Below are 19,390 nucleotides of genomic sequence, written 5' to 3'. Positions count from 1 at the left end.
AAGGGCGCATACCGTTACCAAACAAGTACTAATACATCGGTTCAGAAGAACCGGATATGACCCCAATCAGGAGTATCCATGTCAAAGTCACTCGCGTCAATCCAGTTGCGTGCCATCGCTGAGCCTGCTCAGCAGCTTCTTACCTTAGCAAATTGGTACCAGATTGAAAACGACGATCACCTTAAGCCTGGCGCTTGTCCATTGTCAGAAGACGGTCAGTACTTGTGCTTCTTTGGTGGCGAGATCAGCGAGGAGACTGTTTTGGAGGTTTTAGGGCAGTGCCTGCGTGCGGATATTGAGGTCACCAGGTTAGCGCTGTATCAACCCACAGCTGACATGGCACCCGGACTGGTTTTATATACCCAGTCGACACGCGATGTGCGCGCGACCATTCGCGCATTAGCGGCACAGTGTGGCCTGCAAGGTGCCGCAATCAGTCAGCCGCCCAGCATACTCAAGCCTGGTTTACTGGTGATGGATATGGACTCCACTGCAATCAAAATTGAGTGCATTGATGAAATTGCCAGACTGGCCGGGGTCTATGATGAGGTCGCCGCCGTCACTGCACAGGCGATGGCCGGGCAGCTGGCATTTAACGACAGTCTTTATCAGCGTGTTGCTAAGCTATCCGGAGTCGAATTGCCGCTTATCCAGCAGCTCAAAGATAACCTGCCGCTGATGGAGGGGGTTGCACAGCTATGTGAAATTCTTAAAGCCCATCACTGGCATCTCGCAATTGCCTCCGGTGGCTTTACCTGGTTTGCCGAAGCGTTAAAAGCGCCCTTACAGCTGGATGCCGTTTTTGCCAATACACTGGAAATTGCAGAGAACAAGCTTACTGGCAAAGTGCTGGGTGAAGTCGTCGATGGCAGTAAAAAAGCCGAAGTCCTTAAATCCTTGGCTACACAGTTTGGCATTGCACCCAGGCAAACCGTGGCTATGGGCGACGGAGCAAATGATTTAATCATGATGGCCGCTGCGGGCTTAGGCGTTGCAGTACACGGCAAACCTAAAGTGGTAGAGCAGGCCGATGCCGCCATTACCCAAGGGTCTTTGACTCAGCTGCTTTATTTGCTGAGTGTCCCGGTCTAGTTGTGAGTTACTAAAAGCAAAGCGGGCATAAAGCCCGCTTTGTTATCTCCTTAACTCTCCTGCCAGATCTCCCGATAGTGTCTGTCTTCCAGCCACTGGGTAAAGTAAGTATCAAACAAACGCTCCCAGTCACCCAGCGTGATGTCATAGCGCTCTGTCAGCGCAATAAAGTTGTCCTTATCATACGGGTCCATCGGCATAAAATAGGCTTCAAACAGGTATTCGTCATAGCCGGGGCGTGATGACAATAAACCCTGCATAATGACTTGATCTTTGCCCTCACGCCGGGCCGCGTAGGCTTCACAGGCACTAATAAACTCGGCTTTATCTGTTTGCGAAAAGCGTAAACCCCGCTCAGTGGCAAAGTCATAAAAGGCCGCAATGCTCAGTGGCGCTGGGTTGGCCACGTGATAGACCTGGTTGCGCTTTTGTGGGTCGTTCATGCCCGCGACAATACAGGTAGCTGCGCGGTCAACCGGAATAATATCCAGCATGTAAGGACTTTCAGTCGGGCGCACCTCAATGCTGAGCATCATTTTCAGGATACGGTGGAAGACATCATCCGTGTTACCAATGCCGGTTTTAGATGACCCCGAGATTTCTGAAAAACGGTAAACCGTGTAGGGCACACCTATGTGTGATGCCTGACGAATGTTTTCTTCCTGCACCCATTTCGACTGACCATAACCGCTGCACAGCAAGGCTGCTTCATCTGTTGGAATAAAAGACTCACGCGGGTTTACTGAGAAGTGGGAATCCTTTATCTGGGTACTGGCGGTGGTGCTGGAGACAAAGTGGATCATCTTCAGCGTGTCCGTACAGCACAGTGTTAGCAGGGCATTGGTACCAGCCACCGACTTTTTAAAGGCAAAGTAGGGCTGGATATGGTTCACATAAGACGCCGTATGGACCACATGCTGGATGTCCCGGCACAGCAGTGCCCAGTGCTCATCGGATACGCCTAACCGGGATTGCTCCATATCTCCCGGGACAGGCACGATGCGCTCCAGATCCAGAGTCAGCGCATACTGCTTGGCATTATCGGCAATGCGAGTGAGGGCTTGCTCTACACTGTCGGCGCGTACCAGGCAGTATATTTTTGCTTTGGTGGTGGCCAGCAGCTCTGCCAGCAGGTGACTGCCTAAAAAGCCGGTTGCTCCGGTGAGCAGCACATTGCGGACGTCGCCCTCATAGGCATGCACTATCTCATCGGGCAGCGTCGGCAAGTCAATGCCCGCATCGACAATAAACTCAGGTAACGAAGCGTCGTCCTCATGCTGAACCTGGCCATGGGCCTTGTCGATTTCGTCGATCAGTGTCTGAATGGTATTCATGTTCTTAAAGGCATCGGCCTGAATATCAATATTGAGCCGGGCCTTGAGCTGCTGGAAGGTTTTCAGCAATGAGATAGAGTCAAAGCCATAATCATACAGGTCGCAATTTAGATCCAGCTCATCGGGAGCTATTCCCAGCACCTGGCCAACAATGCTCACCACAGTGCCAGCGATATCCTGAGACGCCTCAGTTACTGCCTCTGAACCGTGTTCAAGGCGGGATTGTAGGAGGCGTTTACGCTGTAATAGTGCCGTTGTGTTATGCATGATGCGCTCCGGCTCTGTGGTGCAAATGGCCGCCAGGGTGCTGCGCTTGGTGCTGAGCAGCTTGGGCAGTTGTGCAAAGGCATCGTGCATCTGGATCAGCTGATAGCCCTTTTTCTCGGCAAAGCTGTTTTCAATGCTTTTTAGCGGATCATCTGAATGCCAGTAGCCCCAGTTAATTGCCAGAGTCTGACCATGACGCTGTTGCTTATCCACTTGCTGATTTCGGGTCCGGGCAAAGGCGTTCTGAAAGCCATTGGCATATGAGTAAGACAGATGATTCAGGCTACCAAACACGGCCATAGAAGAGAACAGCACAAAAAAGTCCAGCTCACAGTTGCTGAGCAGGGAGTCCAGCTGCTGCGTGCCTTGCACTTTGACCTGCATTGAGCGGGCAAAGTCGGCCCAGTCGTTTTCTTCTTCCGTGTAGGTGGTGCCGAGGTGAAACACGCCGTTGAGCTCTAGTGATTTGTCGTTCAGTAAGTCGCTGAGTGATGCCAGATGTTGGGCGTCGGCAATATCACACGCCAGGTAATGCACTGTGCCTTTTCCTCTGAACTGAGTCAGTTGTGGCTGTACGGCTTGCTCATCGCGCCTGCCTAGTAAGATGAGGGTCGCATCAAAGTCTTCCAGCAAGCGCTGGCTCAGTGCCATACCCAGTTCGCCCAGTGCCCCTGCGATCAGATAAGTACCGCCGTGACGTATTTCATACTCAGGCTTAACTGTGTCGCTTGCGTCCGGCAGTTGTGTTAGTTGCAGTGCATAGCGCGCACCATCGCGGTATTGCACCTGATTCGGCTGATGCTCGGTTATGCTCAGTAAGGTACTGGCAAACTCCTGTAGCAACAATTCGCCCAGACAAGCAGCCTCACCGAGCTGCTCAACTAACATCCAGCTGTGCTGCGGATTGCGCAGGTTGTAGCAACGTAGCAGGGCACTCAGGTCGTCCCGGGTTTCAATTTGCGAGTCGGTCTGAGTGGCATAAAACAGCTGCATCGTGTGATTGTCGTGACGGGCGGTTAGCTGCATCAGCTCGAACAGGGGTTTTATCTGCTGCTGCGGCTCAAGCAATGAACCACAGCCCAGCACAAAGATGGTATCCGGCAGATCTTCTGGATCCAGCGCTGAGTTATCCAGTTGCTCAAAGCACAGCGAAGTCACCTTACAGCCACTTGCATGTAGCGGCTTACTAAGTGTTTCAAGCTGCGCCTGGGTGTCTGATACCAGCAAAATATGTCTGTGTGCCAGCTGTGTTGTCAGTAGCGTCTGCCAGTCCTTAGGCAGAGTCAGTGCAGCCGGGTGAAATTGGTTGTCGAGCAGCAGCCAGGGACTTGTTTGTTCAGCCTCAATCACATTTTTGCTGATAAAAGACGTACCAGGCAGGTGCAGTTTTGGTAAAGAAGTTGGGTAAAGCGGTTGCCAGCTCACGACTTTGCCGGATTGCCACAAGCGTATTATGGCGGCATATTCCTGAGTTTGATGCAGTGTCAGCAATTGCTCAGCTGTTAGCTGCTCGCTGGTGTTATTGCTGACCTTGGAAGCCTGATCAGGCACGGCCTCGCTCAGGGCTGTGCGCAGCTCGTCCAGTGAGGACACCACCCAGCCGAGTCTGTACGCCTGCGCGGTGCGGCCCTGTGCTAGGGTCGCGGCCAGTTGTGCCAGTATTTGCGGCGTGTCTGGCAAAGTCGCAACATGATTGGCAAGCTCAGTGACTTTTTGTCCCAGCGCCGCTTTGCTGGTGGCCGAGAGCACCACCATCGCCGGCGAGTCTGGCAAAGCTGTGTGTTGCTCAGTGATGTTCGGCTGATACTCTTCGAGCACCACATGGGCATTCACGCCACTGATCCCAAAGGCACTGACGGCTGCCCGCCGTGGTGTATCGCCCTGCTCCCAGGGCTGCGCTTGGGTTTGTACCGTGATCGGCGTATCCTCGAGTGCCAGATAGGGGTTAAGTGCCTGCACATGGAGCGATGGTACCAGGGTCTGATGCTTAAGTTGCAGCACAACCTTGATAAGCCCGGCGATACCCGCCGCAATCTCGGTATGGCCTATGTTGCTTTTCACTGAACCCAGCGCACAGCGGGCTGGCCACTGATGTGTATTAAAGGCTGCCTTGAGCGCATCCAGTTCAACCGGATCGCCGAGTGTGGTGCCGGTGCCATGACACTCGATGTAGCTGAGTGTGGCCGGGTCGATGTTGGCGTTGCGCCAGGCTTTATCCAGCAGCTGAGTTTGTGCCCGGGCATTGGGCACGGTAAAGCCTTGTGATTTACCGCCATGGTTAACCGCTGAGCCCAGCAATGTGGCGTAAATGGCGTCCTGATCGCGCTCGGCTGCCGAGCGCTTTTTCAGCATGATCATGCCAACGCCTTCGCCCCGTACTATGCCATCGGCATCGGCAGCAAAGGTTTTGCATCGTCCATCCGGCGACAGCGCACCTATCTCCTGCATGGCCATAGAGGCGGTGGGGGTGTCTATGATATTGACGCCGCCAACAATGGCCTGCTCACACTCACCCATGCGAATGGCTGCCATGGCCTTATGTACGGCCACTAGCGATGATGAGCAGGTGGTATCTATCCCTTCGCTCGGGCCGTGCAGGTCGAGGAAGTAGCTCATACGGTTTGGCGCAAATGCCGGGGAGGTGATCAGCCCTTCGTGATATCCAGACTGACAACCAATAAATAACCCGGTGCTGGTGCCTGCCAGCGATTTTGGATCGTATCCGGCATTTTCAATACACTGCCAGACATGCATCATTAGCAGGCTTTCCTGCAACTGAATGCGCTCACACTCTGCTGGGGCAATATTGAAGAATAAGGGGTCGAACTCGGTGTCGCGTCGCAGGCGGCCCAGCCAGTTAATTTCGCCGGGCCAGCTGAGCTCGCTGTCTTGCGGTTGTGGCCAGCTGTGGCGGGTTACACAGTCTTTGCCTGTGCTCAGGTTGTGCCAGAATTCGTCGAGGTTACTCGCTTCGGGGAAGGCGGCGCTGATCCCAATAATGGCAATCGCTTCATCGTTTGAGGTATTCACCGGGACTTGTTCTGCTGCTGTATCCGTTGAGCTTGTTTGCGTCACTGTGCTGCTAGTGATCAGCATATCGCCATACTCGGCGATAATATGGGTTCTGAGGCTGTTCAGGGTCGAGTGCATAAACAACACGCTGGGTGACAGCTCAAGCTGATAGCGGCTGTTGAGCTGATTGATAAAGGTAATAAAGGCAATGGAATCCGCGCCAAACTCGCCCAGGTCGGTATCTCCATCCAGTGTGTCTGGTTGCACGCCGAGTAAAGCCGCCACCATAGTGCTCAGCTGCTCTGTCAGCGCAGCGTCCAGCGCGGCTTCACTGCTAAACTGGGCCGCTGGTGTAGCGGAGTCACTGACTTGCTCATGGTTTGTGTCGGCCGGGGTATATTGCACCAGCGTCTGAGGCTGGCGCAGTGCTCGGTAAAAAGCGTCTATGCCACTGTTGGTGGGCATTGCCGCATCCGTATGGGCAAACTGGGCATTGCGCTGCATACCGCCGTCTTGCCAGAAAGGCCAGTCGATACTGGCGCTCAGGCCATGGCGCTTACCGCTGGCAACCTGGGCATGACGCTGCTGCATATAGCTGTCGAGAAACGCATTGGCCGTGGCATAGTCGCCCTGAGAGGCCGCGCCCTGTACGCCACTGAGCCCGGCAAAGCAGGCGAAGAAGCGCAGCGGCAGATCCGCGGTGGCCTCATCCAGCGCCACCACGCCCGTGACCTTGGGCGCCAGCACTTGCGCAAAGGAGGTCGGTGTTTTGTTGCACAGCAAGGTATCCTGCACTATGCCAGCGGCATGGATCACACCGTGGAGCGCGCCAAATTCGCGCACTATGTCGCGCACCAGCAACAAGGTATTCATCTTTTGAGCCACGTCCAGCTGACGATAAACCAGTTGCACCTGACCTTGCTTAAGGTTGCGCAGCTGCGACTGTATCTGAGTGTCGTCGGCGGCTCGTCGACCTGTCACGACCACTGTGGTGGCAAACGGCAAAGCGGCCAGTTCGGCAATAAAGTGACGACCAATCCCCCGAGCCCGCCGGTGATCAGATACACGCCATCGGGCTGCCACGCACTGATCGGGTTCACATCGCTCACTGGCTGGTAGTCCAGTACTGTGCGGCCCGTGCCCTGATAAGCAATGACGGAGTCGGGCGCATTGCGGTTATCTCTCAGCAGAGTGTGCAGCGTATCTGAGCTCAGTGTCGGGTCTACCAGCAACAGCTGTGTGCGCAGCATAGGGTGTTCAATGCTGGCGGTTTTCAGCAGGCCGTGCAGGCAACTGTTGAGGTTAGCCAGTGGCTCGGCCTGAGTGTTGCCTATCACCAGCTGTAGCAAGGTCGGCTGTCTGGTTTTCGCGAGAGACTGTATGATGTCGAGCAGCTGAATTCCATAGTCGCTGACCTGCTGCTCCGGTGCGTAGTGGCTTGAGCTAAGCACTTGGGTGATGGCTCCGGCGACTTCCAACTCCGGCAGGTCGCACAGCACTACACAGTGTGACGCCGTGCTGTCGGGCGCAGCTGTCTCATTGTCTGTAATCACAGGCTGGGTGCGCCACTTTGGCACGCTCAGCGTGCATGGGACCAGCTCTTCTGTTTGAGTCTGACTCAGGCCAAGTGTGTACGGCTTCAGATCAAAGGGATAAGTCGGCAGGCTAAGTTTGCTGATTGCCTGATCCTGATACATAAAGTCCCAGTCCTCAAAGCCGCTGTCCAGCCAGTGACTCAGAATAGCCTGATAGTTGCCCTGTGCCAGCCAGCTGGCCGGTGTACCAGCGGGAACTGGGTTCAAAGGTGTTTGTTCACTCCTTGCCAGGTAATTCGTCAGCTGAGTCTTAAGCTCGTTCAGAGAAGACACCACAAAGCCTGCGCGATGCGCCATCACTTGGCGACCGGTTTGCAGGGTGTAGGCCAGGCTGACTCTTAGTGCATCATCGCACAGGGTACGCTCAAGCCAGTTCAACAGCTCACTGACCTGACGCTGCAGTACCTCTGGTGTGGCTGCCGACAGCACTACGATGGAAGGCTGGCTGCTCAATGTATTCTGTGTTTGCGCAACCGGTGCTTCTTCCAAAATGGCGTGGGCATTGGTGCCGCCAATTCCAAATGAGCTGACCGCGGCTCGTCTTGGTAGCAAAGGGGTTTCCCACAAGCGCGTGCTGTCGACGACATAAAACGGCGAGTTAGCCAGGTCCATATGTGGATTCGGCTCACTGTAGTGCAAGGTGCCTGGCAGCAGTTTGTGGTGCAGCGACAAGCTGGTTTTCACCAGTCCGGTAAGCCCTGCCAGGGTATCTGTGTGGCCCAGGTTCGATTTTACGGCGCCCAGTCCACAATATTGTTTTGCTTCGCTATGCGGCTGATAAACCTGTTGCAGTGCCGCAAACTCAATGGGGTCGCCCAGTGCGGTGCCGGTGCCATGGGCTTCGACATAACTGATGCTTGCCGGTGAAACATCGGCGCTTTGCAGTGCCCGGGTGATCACCTGCATCTGGCCTTCCGTGCCCGGGGCAAAGAAACCGGCCTTGTTATTACCATCGTTGTTCACCTTCACCGCCTTAATCAGGCTGTAAATGTGATCGCTATCCTGGGTTGCCTCATCGGCCCGTTTGAGCACCACCACAGAGACGCCATTGCCGCCTATCATGCCATCGGCTTGAGCATCAAAGACTTTGCAGCGCGCATCGGGGGCAAAGTTGAGGCCTTTTTCTATTTTGTATCCTGTGCTGCGCTGCGGGAATAAACAGGCTGCGCCAACAATGGCATAGTCAATGTCACCGGCTTTGAGTGCCGAGCAGGCCAGTGCCAGGGCGCTCAGGGATGAAGAGCAATTGGAGTGCACAAACAGGCTCGGGCCGGTCAGGCCGAGATGATAGGAAATACTGGTTGCCAGCGTGCCGGGCTGATTCAGCGTCGATGCAACATAGTCCTCGGCATTGAGGACAAACTCCCCGTTGCTGAATTTGTCATACAGGTTAAGATCGGTCAGGTCGCCGCCAGAGGCGGAAATATACACGCCGGTGTTGGGCATTTGGTCACAGCGATAGCCAGCATCTTCCACCGCTTTCCAGGCGTGCAGTAGCAGCTGGCGCTGTGCATAGCTCATGGTGCGGGCTTGTTTTTCCGAGAGATTAAAAAAGCCGGGGTCGAATGCATCCTGGCCCTCTACCCAGGTATCGAGCCAGATCATAGACGCGTCTGACTCGGCTCTGTGGCTGTGGCGAACCAGGTTGTTGCCTTCAATGAGGTTTTGCCAGAATGTCTGCGCGTCGGGGGAGTTCGGGTAATGACAGGACAAGCCTATCATAGCAATGGCCTGATTGGCGGTTGTCGGCTTTGCAGGGCGCACCGGCTCTGGTGCTCGTATAGGCGCTGCAATCGGACTGGTGACTTTGGTCGATAAATAATCGTACTGAGCGTTAATGGTGTTGTACTGAAACACCTCCGTCAGCGGCAGGTCGATATTGAACCTGGCGCTCAGTTTGGTGGCCAGTACATTGGCCAGCAGAGAGTCGCCCCCAACCGTGAAAAAGGGTGCATCCGGCGCAACTTGACTCACGTCCAGCACATCACACCAGACGGCCGAAATCTCGGCCTGTAAGTTTCGCTCCGGTACGGCTGCGCTGAGGCTTGCTTCCAAAGTTGAGAGGGCGGCCTGCGCGGTGTGTGAGTTAAGTGGCAACTGGCTGAGCAGCGCCTGTTTATCCACTTTGCCATTGTTGGTCAGCGGCATTGCGGGTACTGAGACAAAATACGCCGGCACCATGTATTCGGGCACAAGCTTTAACAACTCGCCACGAATGGCTTCATCGGAAAGCGGCATTTGGGTGACCAGGTAAGCCACCAGTACGTCACCATGACGTTTGCTGGCAGCCAGCACGCAGGCATCCTGAATGGCCGGGTTGGTTAGCAGGGCGTGTTGTACTTCGCCCAGCTCAATGCGGTGCCCACGGATCTGAACCTGATCGTCGCAGCGACCCAGATATTCATACTGACCCTGCCCATTAAGGCGTGCCAGGTCGCCGGTACGATAGAGGCGCTCCTCGCTTTGCCCGGCAAGCGGATTAGGCATAAAGCGCTCAGCGGTCAGTACCGCTCTTTGATGATATCCCCGACTGACGCCACAGCCTCCAACGTACAACTCGCCGGGCTGACCCGTCGCGACAGGACTTTGCAGTTCATCCAGTAAGTACAGGCGGTAGCCGGGCAGCGGCTTTCCTATGATGCTCTTGCCCGGGTTCTGTTCGACCAGCTCGCGGGTAATTTCCATCTCGGTGACGTGTACTGTGGTCTCTGTGATGCCATACATGTTGACCAGCTTGGGGAGCGGCTGTGCTGCCTCAAACCAGGGCGTGAGCTTACTCAGCTCAAGCGCTTCACCGCCAAAGATCACGGTACGCAGAGAGCGTGTCAGCGTCGGGTGTGCCAGCAAATGCGTCATTAGCGGGTAAAACGCCGATGGTGTCTGATTTAAAATGCTTACCTGATTGTCGTGAATAAAGCGTGCGAACGCAGCACTGTCTTTTTTGCAGGCATCGTCCACGATCACCAGTTTGCCGCCATGGGCCAGCGCGCCCCAGATCTCCCAGACCGAGAAATCAAACGCAAACGAGTGGAACAGGCACCAGGTATCCTGGGCATTAAACCCAAACCCTGGCTGGGTGTTGTTCAGCAAAGCGGTAATGTTGCTATGTTCAACCAGCACGCCTTTGGGCTGGCCTGTTGAGCCCGAGGTATAAATGATATAGGCCAGCGCCTGCGGTGCCAGCGCTATGCCCGGAGCGGTGACGGGTGCCATAGTGCTGCTTTGCAGGCAGTCACTAAGTCGGTACGCCTGGCTGTGCGTGACCGGCAGTGTTAGATCGTCGCTCGTCAGTACCAGCGCCGGATCGGCATCGGCCAAAATAAAGCGGGCTCTGTCCTCTGGTGAGCTGAGGTCCACCGGCACGTAGGCACTGCCGGTTTTCAGCACCGCCAGCATGGCAACTATCATTTCCACACTCGGGCGCAACAGCAAAGCAACCCGGCTGCCAGGCCGCGCGCCTTTGGCAATTAAGGTATGGGCCAGCTGGTTGGCCTGCTGCTCCAGTGCCTGATAACTCAGCGTGGTACCGGCAAACGAGACCGCCGTCTGGGTTGGGTGCTGCGCGGCCTGTAAGGTGAAGCTGTCAACCAAAGTAGCGGGTTTTACATTCGGTGTCTGTGGCTGACCATCGGGTGGTAAGTCACCGCTAAGCAGCACGTCTTCCAGCAGCCGCACATAATTATCCGCGAGTGTTTGCACGGTATGACGTTCATAAGCGCGGGTCGCGAATTTAAAGGCCAGCTGATGGGCGCCACCCAGCGGGGTGACCTCCAGGCTCAGGTCCAGCTCAGCATCCTGCTGGAATTCTTGCCACAGCGCGCCCAGTAGCGCCTGATTGTCTTCGACCCAGTCGGCCTGAATAAAGTTATGACAGGCATAGCCTATCTGAAACAGCGGGTGAACACCCGGTATACGCGGCGCATTGACGGCGCTGAGCAGCTCAGACAAGGGCAGGGCGCTGTGACTGATCACGGCGTCCAGTTGTGTCTGGTTCGCCCGTGCCTGACCGACAAAATTTGTGCTGCTATTGCGGGTCAGCGGCAGTGGTAATTGATTCACAAACAGACCCAACGACTGCGCCATACTGGCTTTGGGTCGTTGCATCACAGGCGTGCCCAGTATTAGCTCATTGCGACCAGTGAGGCGGCTCAGTAACGCCTGAAACACGGTTAAGAAAAACACTGAGGTGCTGAGTTTGTGACGGGTTAAAAACTGCCCGAGTTGCTGCTGCGTGCTGGCTGGCAAGCTGAGCGTCACGCGCGCACTGTTTGGCTCGTCCGGGCTTACTTGCGCTGTGCGTTTTCCGGGCAGGGCCAGCGGTGTCTGCACAGGGTTTAAAGACTGCTGCCAGAAGTGTTTCAGCGTATCTGCACTTGGGCTGGCCAGCAGCTGCTGCTCCCAGTCAAGGTAGTCGAAAAAGCCCTGGTCGGGCGCTGCCGCTGGTGCGCCTTCATGATAGGCCTGCCACAACTGAGACAGCAGCTGGGTGGCGGAGACCCCATCAATGATCAGATGGTGCAGCACAATCACCATCACATGCCGTGACTGAGCGCCCGACGCCACTTGCCAGGCGCTTGCGCGCAGCAATGGCCCTGATAGGTCAAAAGGCACCGCAATGGTCTGTTGAATTGCGTCAGTCAGGGCAGCCTTAGAGGTCGGTGCCAGAGACGTTTGTTCAATCCGGATTGTGGCCGGGTGGATCTGTTGCGTGGGTCGGCCATCCGTTTCGTGAATACGCAGGCGCAGCACCGGGTGGCGCTGACAAAGACTGTCCAGCGCTTGTTGCATACGGGCAACATCCAGACTGGCAAGCTCGAATACCAGCGGGATATTGTAGCTGCACAGCGTCGGGTTTTGCTTGTGCAGCAGCCACAGGCCCTGCTGGGCTTTTGACAGCGGCAGTGGACCTGTCAGCGTTTGTTGGCTGAGCGGCTCTTGGTGTGTTACCTGCACCGTGGCGATATTGGGTTGCTGTTTAACAAGGTAAGCATGCAACTGGTTGAGGGTTTTCACCTCAAATAACAATGCTGGTGGCAGGGCATCCAGGTTAAGCTGAGGATCGGCCTCAAGCTGTTGTACGACGGACATCAGCATAATGGAATCAAAGCCCATATCCCGGAAGTCGAGTTCGCTGTCGAGTTCTTCCACCGGCAGTTTACTGACTTGCGCCACCACGGCTTTAAGGTGGTCCATTAAAGCACTATCACTCAGTGCTGCCGTGTTATGTGATGCCGGTATCTGGGTGTCAACCTTGGCAGCTGGATTTGTCCAGCGCATCAGTTTGTCCGCGTTACCGTATAAAAAGCACTGTTGCGTGTGCGGCTTGGCAAACAGCTGATAAAAGGCTTTCAAACCAATGTTATCAGGCATAGCAGTAAAGCCCTGCGAGCGCAGCAAACTTTGCTTAACGGCGTCCATTTGCATGCCGCCTTGTGCCCACAGCGGCCAGTTTACCGACAGGCTTAGACCATGGCGCTGACCTTGCTCACCCCATTGCTGGCGCTTGCTCATATAAGCATCCAGGAAAGCATTGGCAGTGGCATAATCGGCCTGACCCGGGTTACCAAAGCACGCTGCAATGGATGAAAAGCAGATAAAGAAATCCAGCGGAAGTGCTTTGCTGGCCTCATCCAGTGCCATCACCCCAGAGACTTTGGGCGCCAGCACGCGCTGGACTGCCTGCGGAGTTTTGATCGCAATCAGTTGGTCTTCAATCACACCGGCGCTGTGCAAAATTCCGGTCAGGGCACCGTGCTGCGCACCAATGCGGTTAAGCAGCTCAGCACACTGGGTTTGAGTGCTGATATCGGTTTGGTAATAATGAATTCGGCTTGTATCTCCCAGCTCACTGAGCGACTCAGGTGCGGTGCGTCGACCTGTGATAATCACCTGAGCATGGCGGGTTTGAGTCAGGATCTCTTTGGCAAAGCACTGACCCAGCTGGCCAAGGCCGCCGGTGATCAGATACAAGCCATTTTCTTTCCACGGCATCAAAGCGGGCACATCGCTGTGTTGTGGCGTCAGCGTTTGTATCTCGCACTGACCCTGAATAAAACGCAGTACTTTGTGTTGGGTATACTGGCTTGCCTGAACAAGGTGCGCCGCAGATTGTGCAGGTGTATCACTTTGTATCAGCTGCACACTCAGCAGGTGATGTTCTAGTGCGGCGGTTTTCAGTACCCCTGCCAGCGCCATCAGCAGGGGGTCGTTCGCAGGCACGAGCAGCTGGATAAGCAAAGGCTCAGTGGTGCTGGCAAGCTGTTTGATGTGTGCAATCAGAGCAATGGTCAGCGTCTCAATTCGCTGTGCTGTGTCACCCGATGTATCTTGCAGCACAATGGCATCTGGTATCTCGTTGTGTGGCGCCAGCGCGATGACCTGGCGTTTGCCAGACCAGCTTGCCTGTGAAGTCACATCCAGCGGTTGCCACTGCGGGATGAGGTGTAACAATGAATCTTCTGCGATGGTAGTCGGGGCCGGTTGCGGGTTCACCTGGGTGAGTTTGGGTGCCCCGCTGAGCCAGAATGGTGTGCTGGCAAACGGATAGGTCGGCAGGCGCAGTAAGGTCGGCTGAGAGGCGTAAAATGCAGACCAGTCGAGTTCGGCACCGACCACCCATAAAGCGAGTAGCTTGTTCAGCTCACCAGCTTGCGTCCAGCGGTTAAAATCGTCTTTATCCAGCGCCGCTAAAATGGCTTTACCTTGTTTACTGTTGCCCTGTTTATAGGTACCGGCTTGTTGATTGGCAAAGTCATTCAGCTGGTTTTGTACCTGGGCCAGCGTTTCGGCAACAAAGGCCATACGACAGTCCATAGCTTCACGCGCACTTTGCAGCGTATACGCCAGCGCTTCAAGTGCGCTGTCATCCAGTTGTGCCTGAGCGAGCCAGCCTGCCAGTTTACGGGCTTTGTCGCGCAGCACCTCGGGAGATTTGGCCGACAGTGCGATGATCACCGGCTGTGCGCTGCCTGCTTGCACTGCGGTTTTTGTCGGCTGATATTCTTCGAGGATCAGGTGGGCATTGGTGCCACTGAAACCAAATGAACTGACACCGGCGCGTCGCGGCTGGCCATCCGGCACGCTCCAGGGTTGCGTCTCCCGGGCGACATAAAACGGCGTATCCTGCCAGTCGATATGGCTATTACCCTGCTGATAATGCAGTGAAGCCGGAATGGTTTTGTGCTGCATGGCCAGCACCGTTTTGATCACACCGGCGACGCCTGCGGCGGTCAGGCAGTGGCCGATATTGGTTTTGACCGATCCCAGTGCACAGAACTGGCTGCGCTGGGTCGCTGTACGAAATGCCCGGGTCAGGGCCTGAAATTCAATGGGGTCACCCAGCTTGGTCCCGGTGCCATGAGCTTCAATCAGGCTCAGAGAGTCAGGGGCAATATCAAATTGCTCATAAATACGGCTATGTAACTGTTGCTGAGAAACTGAGCTGGGCGCTGTGATCCCGCTGGTGGTGCCGTCCTGATTGGTGGCTGAGGCTAAAATAACCCCCAGAATATGGTCGCCATCACGCTCGGCATCACTCAGGCGCTTTAACACCACCACACCGACACCTTCACCCGGCACAAAGCCATTGGCCCGGTCATCAAAGGTATAGCAGGTGCCATCGGCACTGAGCATGCCCGCCTTACCGGCATGTTGTGAAAACTGCGGGGTACACAAGGTGGCAACGCCCCCGGCCAGTGCCGCGTCAATTTCGCCGTTTTTCAGCGCCTGACAGGCACTGTGCATGGCCACCAGTGACGACGAACAGGCGGTGTCTATGGCCAGCGCCGGCCCCTTGAGGTTCAGATAATAAGAAACCCGTGCCGGGATCACTGAACCAGCATTGCCCCAGAACAACTGCGCCGGGGCATCCTGGGGTGCCAGCGAGGCATAGTCGCCCTGCGCGCAGCCCAGATAAACGCCGGTATTGCTGCCGGCAGCGCGGGTGATCATGTTAGCGTCTTCCAGCGCCCGGTAGGCTTCTTGCAAAAACAGTCGCTGCTGCGGGTCCATCACCTCAGCTTCTTGTGGTGTGATGGAGAAAAACGGCGCGTCAAAGCTGGCGATGTCACCCAGCAGGCTGGCGTAGCGACACCAGTTTTGTGCGTCGGGTGACAAGTCGCTTAAATCCCAGCGCTGCTGGGCACGCACCGAGGTACGCTTGTTGCTCAGCATTTCCCAGAATTCGTCGACATTGCTGGCATCACCAAACTGACAACTCATGCCCACGATGGCAATTTTGTCTGCGTTGTTATGACTGGTTTTGTGAGCCGGTTTTACTTCATCTGTAGCGGGTTGCACCGATACAGGTGCAGCCTGTTGCGCAGTCGCCATGGCTGGCTGCGTTTTGTGCATCAGGGCTATTGCCTTATCGCTGTGCTCAGCCACTATGTGTTTACTCAGCGTCGCGATGGACGGAAAATCGAACAATAAAGTTGGCGGCAGACTTAGGTTGAAGTGGGCATTGATCTCATCGAGGATCTGAATGGCCAGGATCGAATCCACGCCGTAATCGGCAAACGAGTCATCCGGGTCTAATTCATCCGCTGTCATGCTCAGTGCCTGGCTGGCGATCCCTGCGAGGGTTTGGGCGACGAAATCGCTCAGGGTTGCGCTGTCTGTTGCAGGCTGCGAGTCGGTCTGTGTCTGTTCGGGTTGTTGCATTGCCGTATTGTGGTTTGAAATTGGTGTTGTTTGTTGAGCCGGTTTTGAGCGTTGCTGCACCAAATGGCCATTGCTTTGCGCGCACAGCACTTGCTGTGGTGATTGAGCGTCTGTGGCAGAGGTTGCCAGTTCAAAGCCATTGCTGCTCAGTAACTGTTGCCAGCGTGGCTGCGACAATAAAGGAGAGCCTGGCAGGCGCAGTGTGGTGTCTTTGCTCAGCCACCAGCCTTCGAGCAGGCCAAAGGTCAACTGAGTAAACAGCGACGGCTGAGTGACTTCGTTGATCAACAGCAGGCCACCGCGCTTCAGGCAGGCCTTGGCGTTGTGCAGTGTGGTTAACATGTCTGCGGTGGCGTGCAGCACATTGGTGGCAATCACCACGTCATAGCTGGCTAAGTCAATGTGTTGCTCAGCAAGTGGCTTGCTGACGTCAAAATAGGCCATCTGCACAAAAGGATAGTCCGATTGAAATTGTGCTTTTGCATGACTGAAAAAGGCCTGCGACAAGTCGGTGTAAGCGTATTCAGTGACAGTAAAAGTGCGCAATTCGGGCAGTACAGTACGCGTGGTGCCGCCGGTGCCTGCGCCAATTTCCAGAATTCTAATGGGCTGCGTACCTAAACCTGCCAGATAGCGGGTAAGCTGAGTAACCAGCGCCTGATTGGCGTGCATGGCCACCGGGTTATCCCGATATACCGATTCGACCAGCGCCAGTGAGCCACCGGGAAACAGCACATCAGTAGCTTTACGCTGGCCGGATAAAATCTCGGGCAGTGCCGCCAGCGCTGCGTTGAGCAGTGCATAATCTTCCTGAGCCAGCATAGTCTGCTCGGCTGGAAGCTCCGGCAGAGTAAGCGCGTCGTCTTGTAGCAAACCGGCCTCGCTCAGGTAGCGGGCGGTTTCCTGCCACCATAATTCAAAGTAATCCGGCAAGGCTGATAGCGCATCGGTGCGCTCAGCCGGATGCTGCCAGCCTGCACTGATAAGTGCCTGGCACAACGCATAAAAGATCTCGGTGTCAGCAGGTTGGGTATCGAGTGTCAGCGCAGGTGCAGCTTGTTCAGACTGAAATACGTTATAGTTGCACTCTGAAGAATAGCTGCTGCGCACCAGCGCCGCCTGTGCCCGCTCTGGTGTCATTTTCACTACACCGACCTGCGTCAGCGTTGAGGACATGAACTTTGCCAGTGCCGCCATGCCTGATTGCGCGTCGACAGAGCCAATCCCGACCTGGCGCATTTTTCGCTGATAATACGGGTCGCTGACCCGGCCAACGCCGCCCCAGTAACCCCAGTTAACCACCTTGATGGGCAGTTCAGTACTGGCGGAGCGGGCCAGACTGTCCAGATACTGACAGCCCGCAGCATAGTTACTCTGGCCGGGGGCAGGCGAGAAAGACTGCATTGAAGAGAACAGCAGGACGAAGTCGAGCGACCGGTCTTTACACACGCTCAGTAAGGTTTCGCCACTGGCCTGTTTGGCCTGATAAGCTCTCAGGAACTGGGCGTCGTGCATGTTGGCCAGGATCTGATCTTCCAGATGCAACACAGAATGTACCACGCCATGGAGCTGCCCATAGTCTTGCTCAATGGTGTGCATCACGGCACGCATGGCCGCTTCATCGCAGGCATCGGCCTGAATATACTGCGGTGCAGGGCCCAATTCACCCAGCCGCGCGATGGCCTGCTCTATGTCTTCATTCAGCGCACGACGACCAACCCAGACAACTTGTGCCTGATGCTGGCGGATCATCCATTCACTCCAGACCTGACCCAGGCCCCCTGCGCCGCCCAGCACCAGATAGACGCCATTCTTGCGATAGGCTGACTGTCCTGAATCCAGGTAGGTGTGCTCGCAGGCGCTGAAGGTATGCCAAATGTCGCTACGATGTGCATAAAAGCCCGCAGGCAGGCGAGTCGTCTGTTGCCAGTGGCTTGTCTCTTCTTTGCATTCAGCACTTAAATCGACAATGCGCACGTGCCAGCGTGGGTATTCCTGAGCCACACTTTGCAGCAATCCAATCAGCCCGGCGCCGTGTGCATCGACGGTTTCGTCATACACTTGCTGTGTCTGGAAGGTAAGTAAAGTGATGGCCAGCGGCTCTGTGCCTTTACCTTGTTCGATCAGGGCTTTCAGGTGAGTAAACAGTTTTAGTGGCTCTGCGTACTCGTCCTTGGCGACCCACAACAGGTGATCAGCAGGCTCCGCCGAGTCTGAGCACCAGGCTGGCATAAGTGACGCAGGACCCTGATAATCAAAGCGGTATTGAGTCGTTTCAGCAGGTGGCAGTGCTGTCAGATGCTGCCAGCCAGGGAGTACGGAAAACAGCTGGGTCGCATCGGTATCGTGCGCCATTGAGCGGGTCGAAAATCCACGCAGGCGCACATACACCGCACTTTGTTCATCGCAGATATCGACATCAAACTTCTGGCTGCTGGCATCAGCATGGGTGGTTTGGGTCGCACAGGCTATCAGTGTTTTACCCGATGGCAGCGGCGTGAGTAATTCAGCCTGTTCCAGTGCAAAGGGCAATCCCGGGCGGGGATCTTGTGCAAAACCCAGCAGGGAATGCAGGGCGCTGTCGAGTAGCTCGGGGCAAAGGCAAAGTCGGGGGCAATAACCGGGTTGAGTTCGCCCTGTGCCTGTTGGTCTGCCACAGACAATGTGGTGATGCGCTGAAAAGCCGGGCCATAGTCAACGCCTGCTGCGCTAAATTGCTGATATAACTCTGTGGTTGTGACTGTACAGGCGTCAGACAGTGCTTCGATGGCGCGCGTTGTGACGCTGTGCTCTGTGACCTCAACCTGACCACTGGCATATACGTGTTCTTCACGGTATAACTCAAATGTTACCCGATCACCGGTTTGTTTTAGTGACAAATAAACCGGGCCGCTCTGAGCGTCGATGATCACCGGCCTGCGCCAGTTCACCTGACTCAGGCGCAGCGACTGGTTATCCGCCAGCTGGCCCGACAAGATCATGGCGGCATGGACCATTTCAAGCGTACAGACGCCGGGCAGCATAGCCTGGCCCTGCACCTGATGGTCACGTAGAAAGTATTCATTGCCTGTAAAGTCACTGACAAAGATCAGCTCACCCAGCGCCGGTATACTGCGATGCAGCAGTGGATGCAGGTGTGAGGGCTGCGCAGCGTCTTCCGCGTCGAGCCAGTAAGGTTTATGCTCAAACGGGTAGGCAGGCAAACTAATACGTTGCGGGCTGAGTTTGCCATAGTTGGCCTGCCAGTCGATGACATCGCCCTGTACCCAGCCGGTTATGCGCGCAGCGAGTGTTTCGTGAGTAACTTCGCTGTGCTCTGCAGTGGTGGCAACTTTACTATAGTGCCAGTCGCCAGCCTCACCGGTAACAAACTGGCTCAGTTGTGCTTTGACAGAAGCCAGCGAGTTTGCCGCAAACCCCATCCGGTGT

General features: G+C 55.5%; 4 protein-coding genes. 1 reads left to right on the top strand and 3 read right to left on the bottom strand.

The features are described 5' to 3' along the window. Positions 1–78 precede the first annotated feature (78 nt). The gene (gene serB / locus ELR70_RS21105) at positions 79–1,092 is read left to right on the top strand and encodes a phosphoserine phosphatase SerB (protein WP_054015944.1); all 1,014 of its coding nucleotides are present in this window, start codon (positions 79–81) and stop codon (positions 1,090–1,092) included. Between the two features lie 50 nt (positions 1,093–1,142). Here serB and ELR70_RS21100 read toward each other — a convergent pair whose 3' ends face one another. The 3 genes from ELR70_RS21100 to ELR70_RS25775 are packed head-to-tail and all read right to left on the bottom strand — an operon-like array spanning position 1,143 to position 19,383. Next, the gene (locus ELR70_RS21100) at positions 1,143–6,788 is read right to left on the bottom strand and encodes a thioester reductase domain-containing protein (RefSeq protein ID WP_128064707.1); all 5,646 of its coding nucleotides are present in this window, start codon (positions 6,786–6,788) and stop codon (positions 1,143–1,145) included. After that, positions 6,683–18,523: a non-ribosomal peptide synthetase gene (locus tag ELR70_RS21095; RefSeq protein WP_277749885.1), complete on the bottom strand. Its 11,841-nt coding sequence runs from the start codon at positions 18,521–18,523 to the stop codon at positions 6,683–6,685. Before ELR70_RS21095 ends, ELR70_RS21100 begins: the two co-directional genes overlap by 106 nt. Then, complete coding sequence (locus ELR70_RS25775; RefSeq protein ID WP_277749884.1) at positions 18,433–19,383, bottom strand: polyketide synthase dehydratase domain-containing protein; 951 nt, start codon at positions 19,381–19,383, stop codon at positions 18,433–18,435. Before ELR70_RS25775 ends, ELR70_RS21095 begins: the two co-directional genes overlap by 91 nt. Positions 19,384–19,390: the final 7 nt, after the last annotated feature.

It is taken from the genome of Pseudoalteromonas sp. R3, assembly GCF_004014715.1.
Taxonomy (GTDB): domain Bacteria; phylum Pseudomonadota; class Gammaproteobacteria; order Enterobacterales; family Alteromonadaceae; genus Pseudoalteromonas.
Note: the sequence above shows the minus strand (reverse complement) of the source record. Positions and strands in the feature narration are given on the sequence as shown.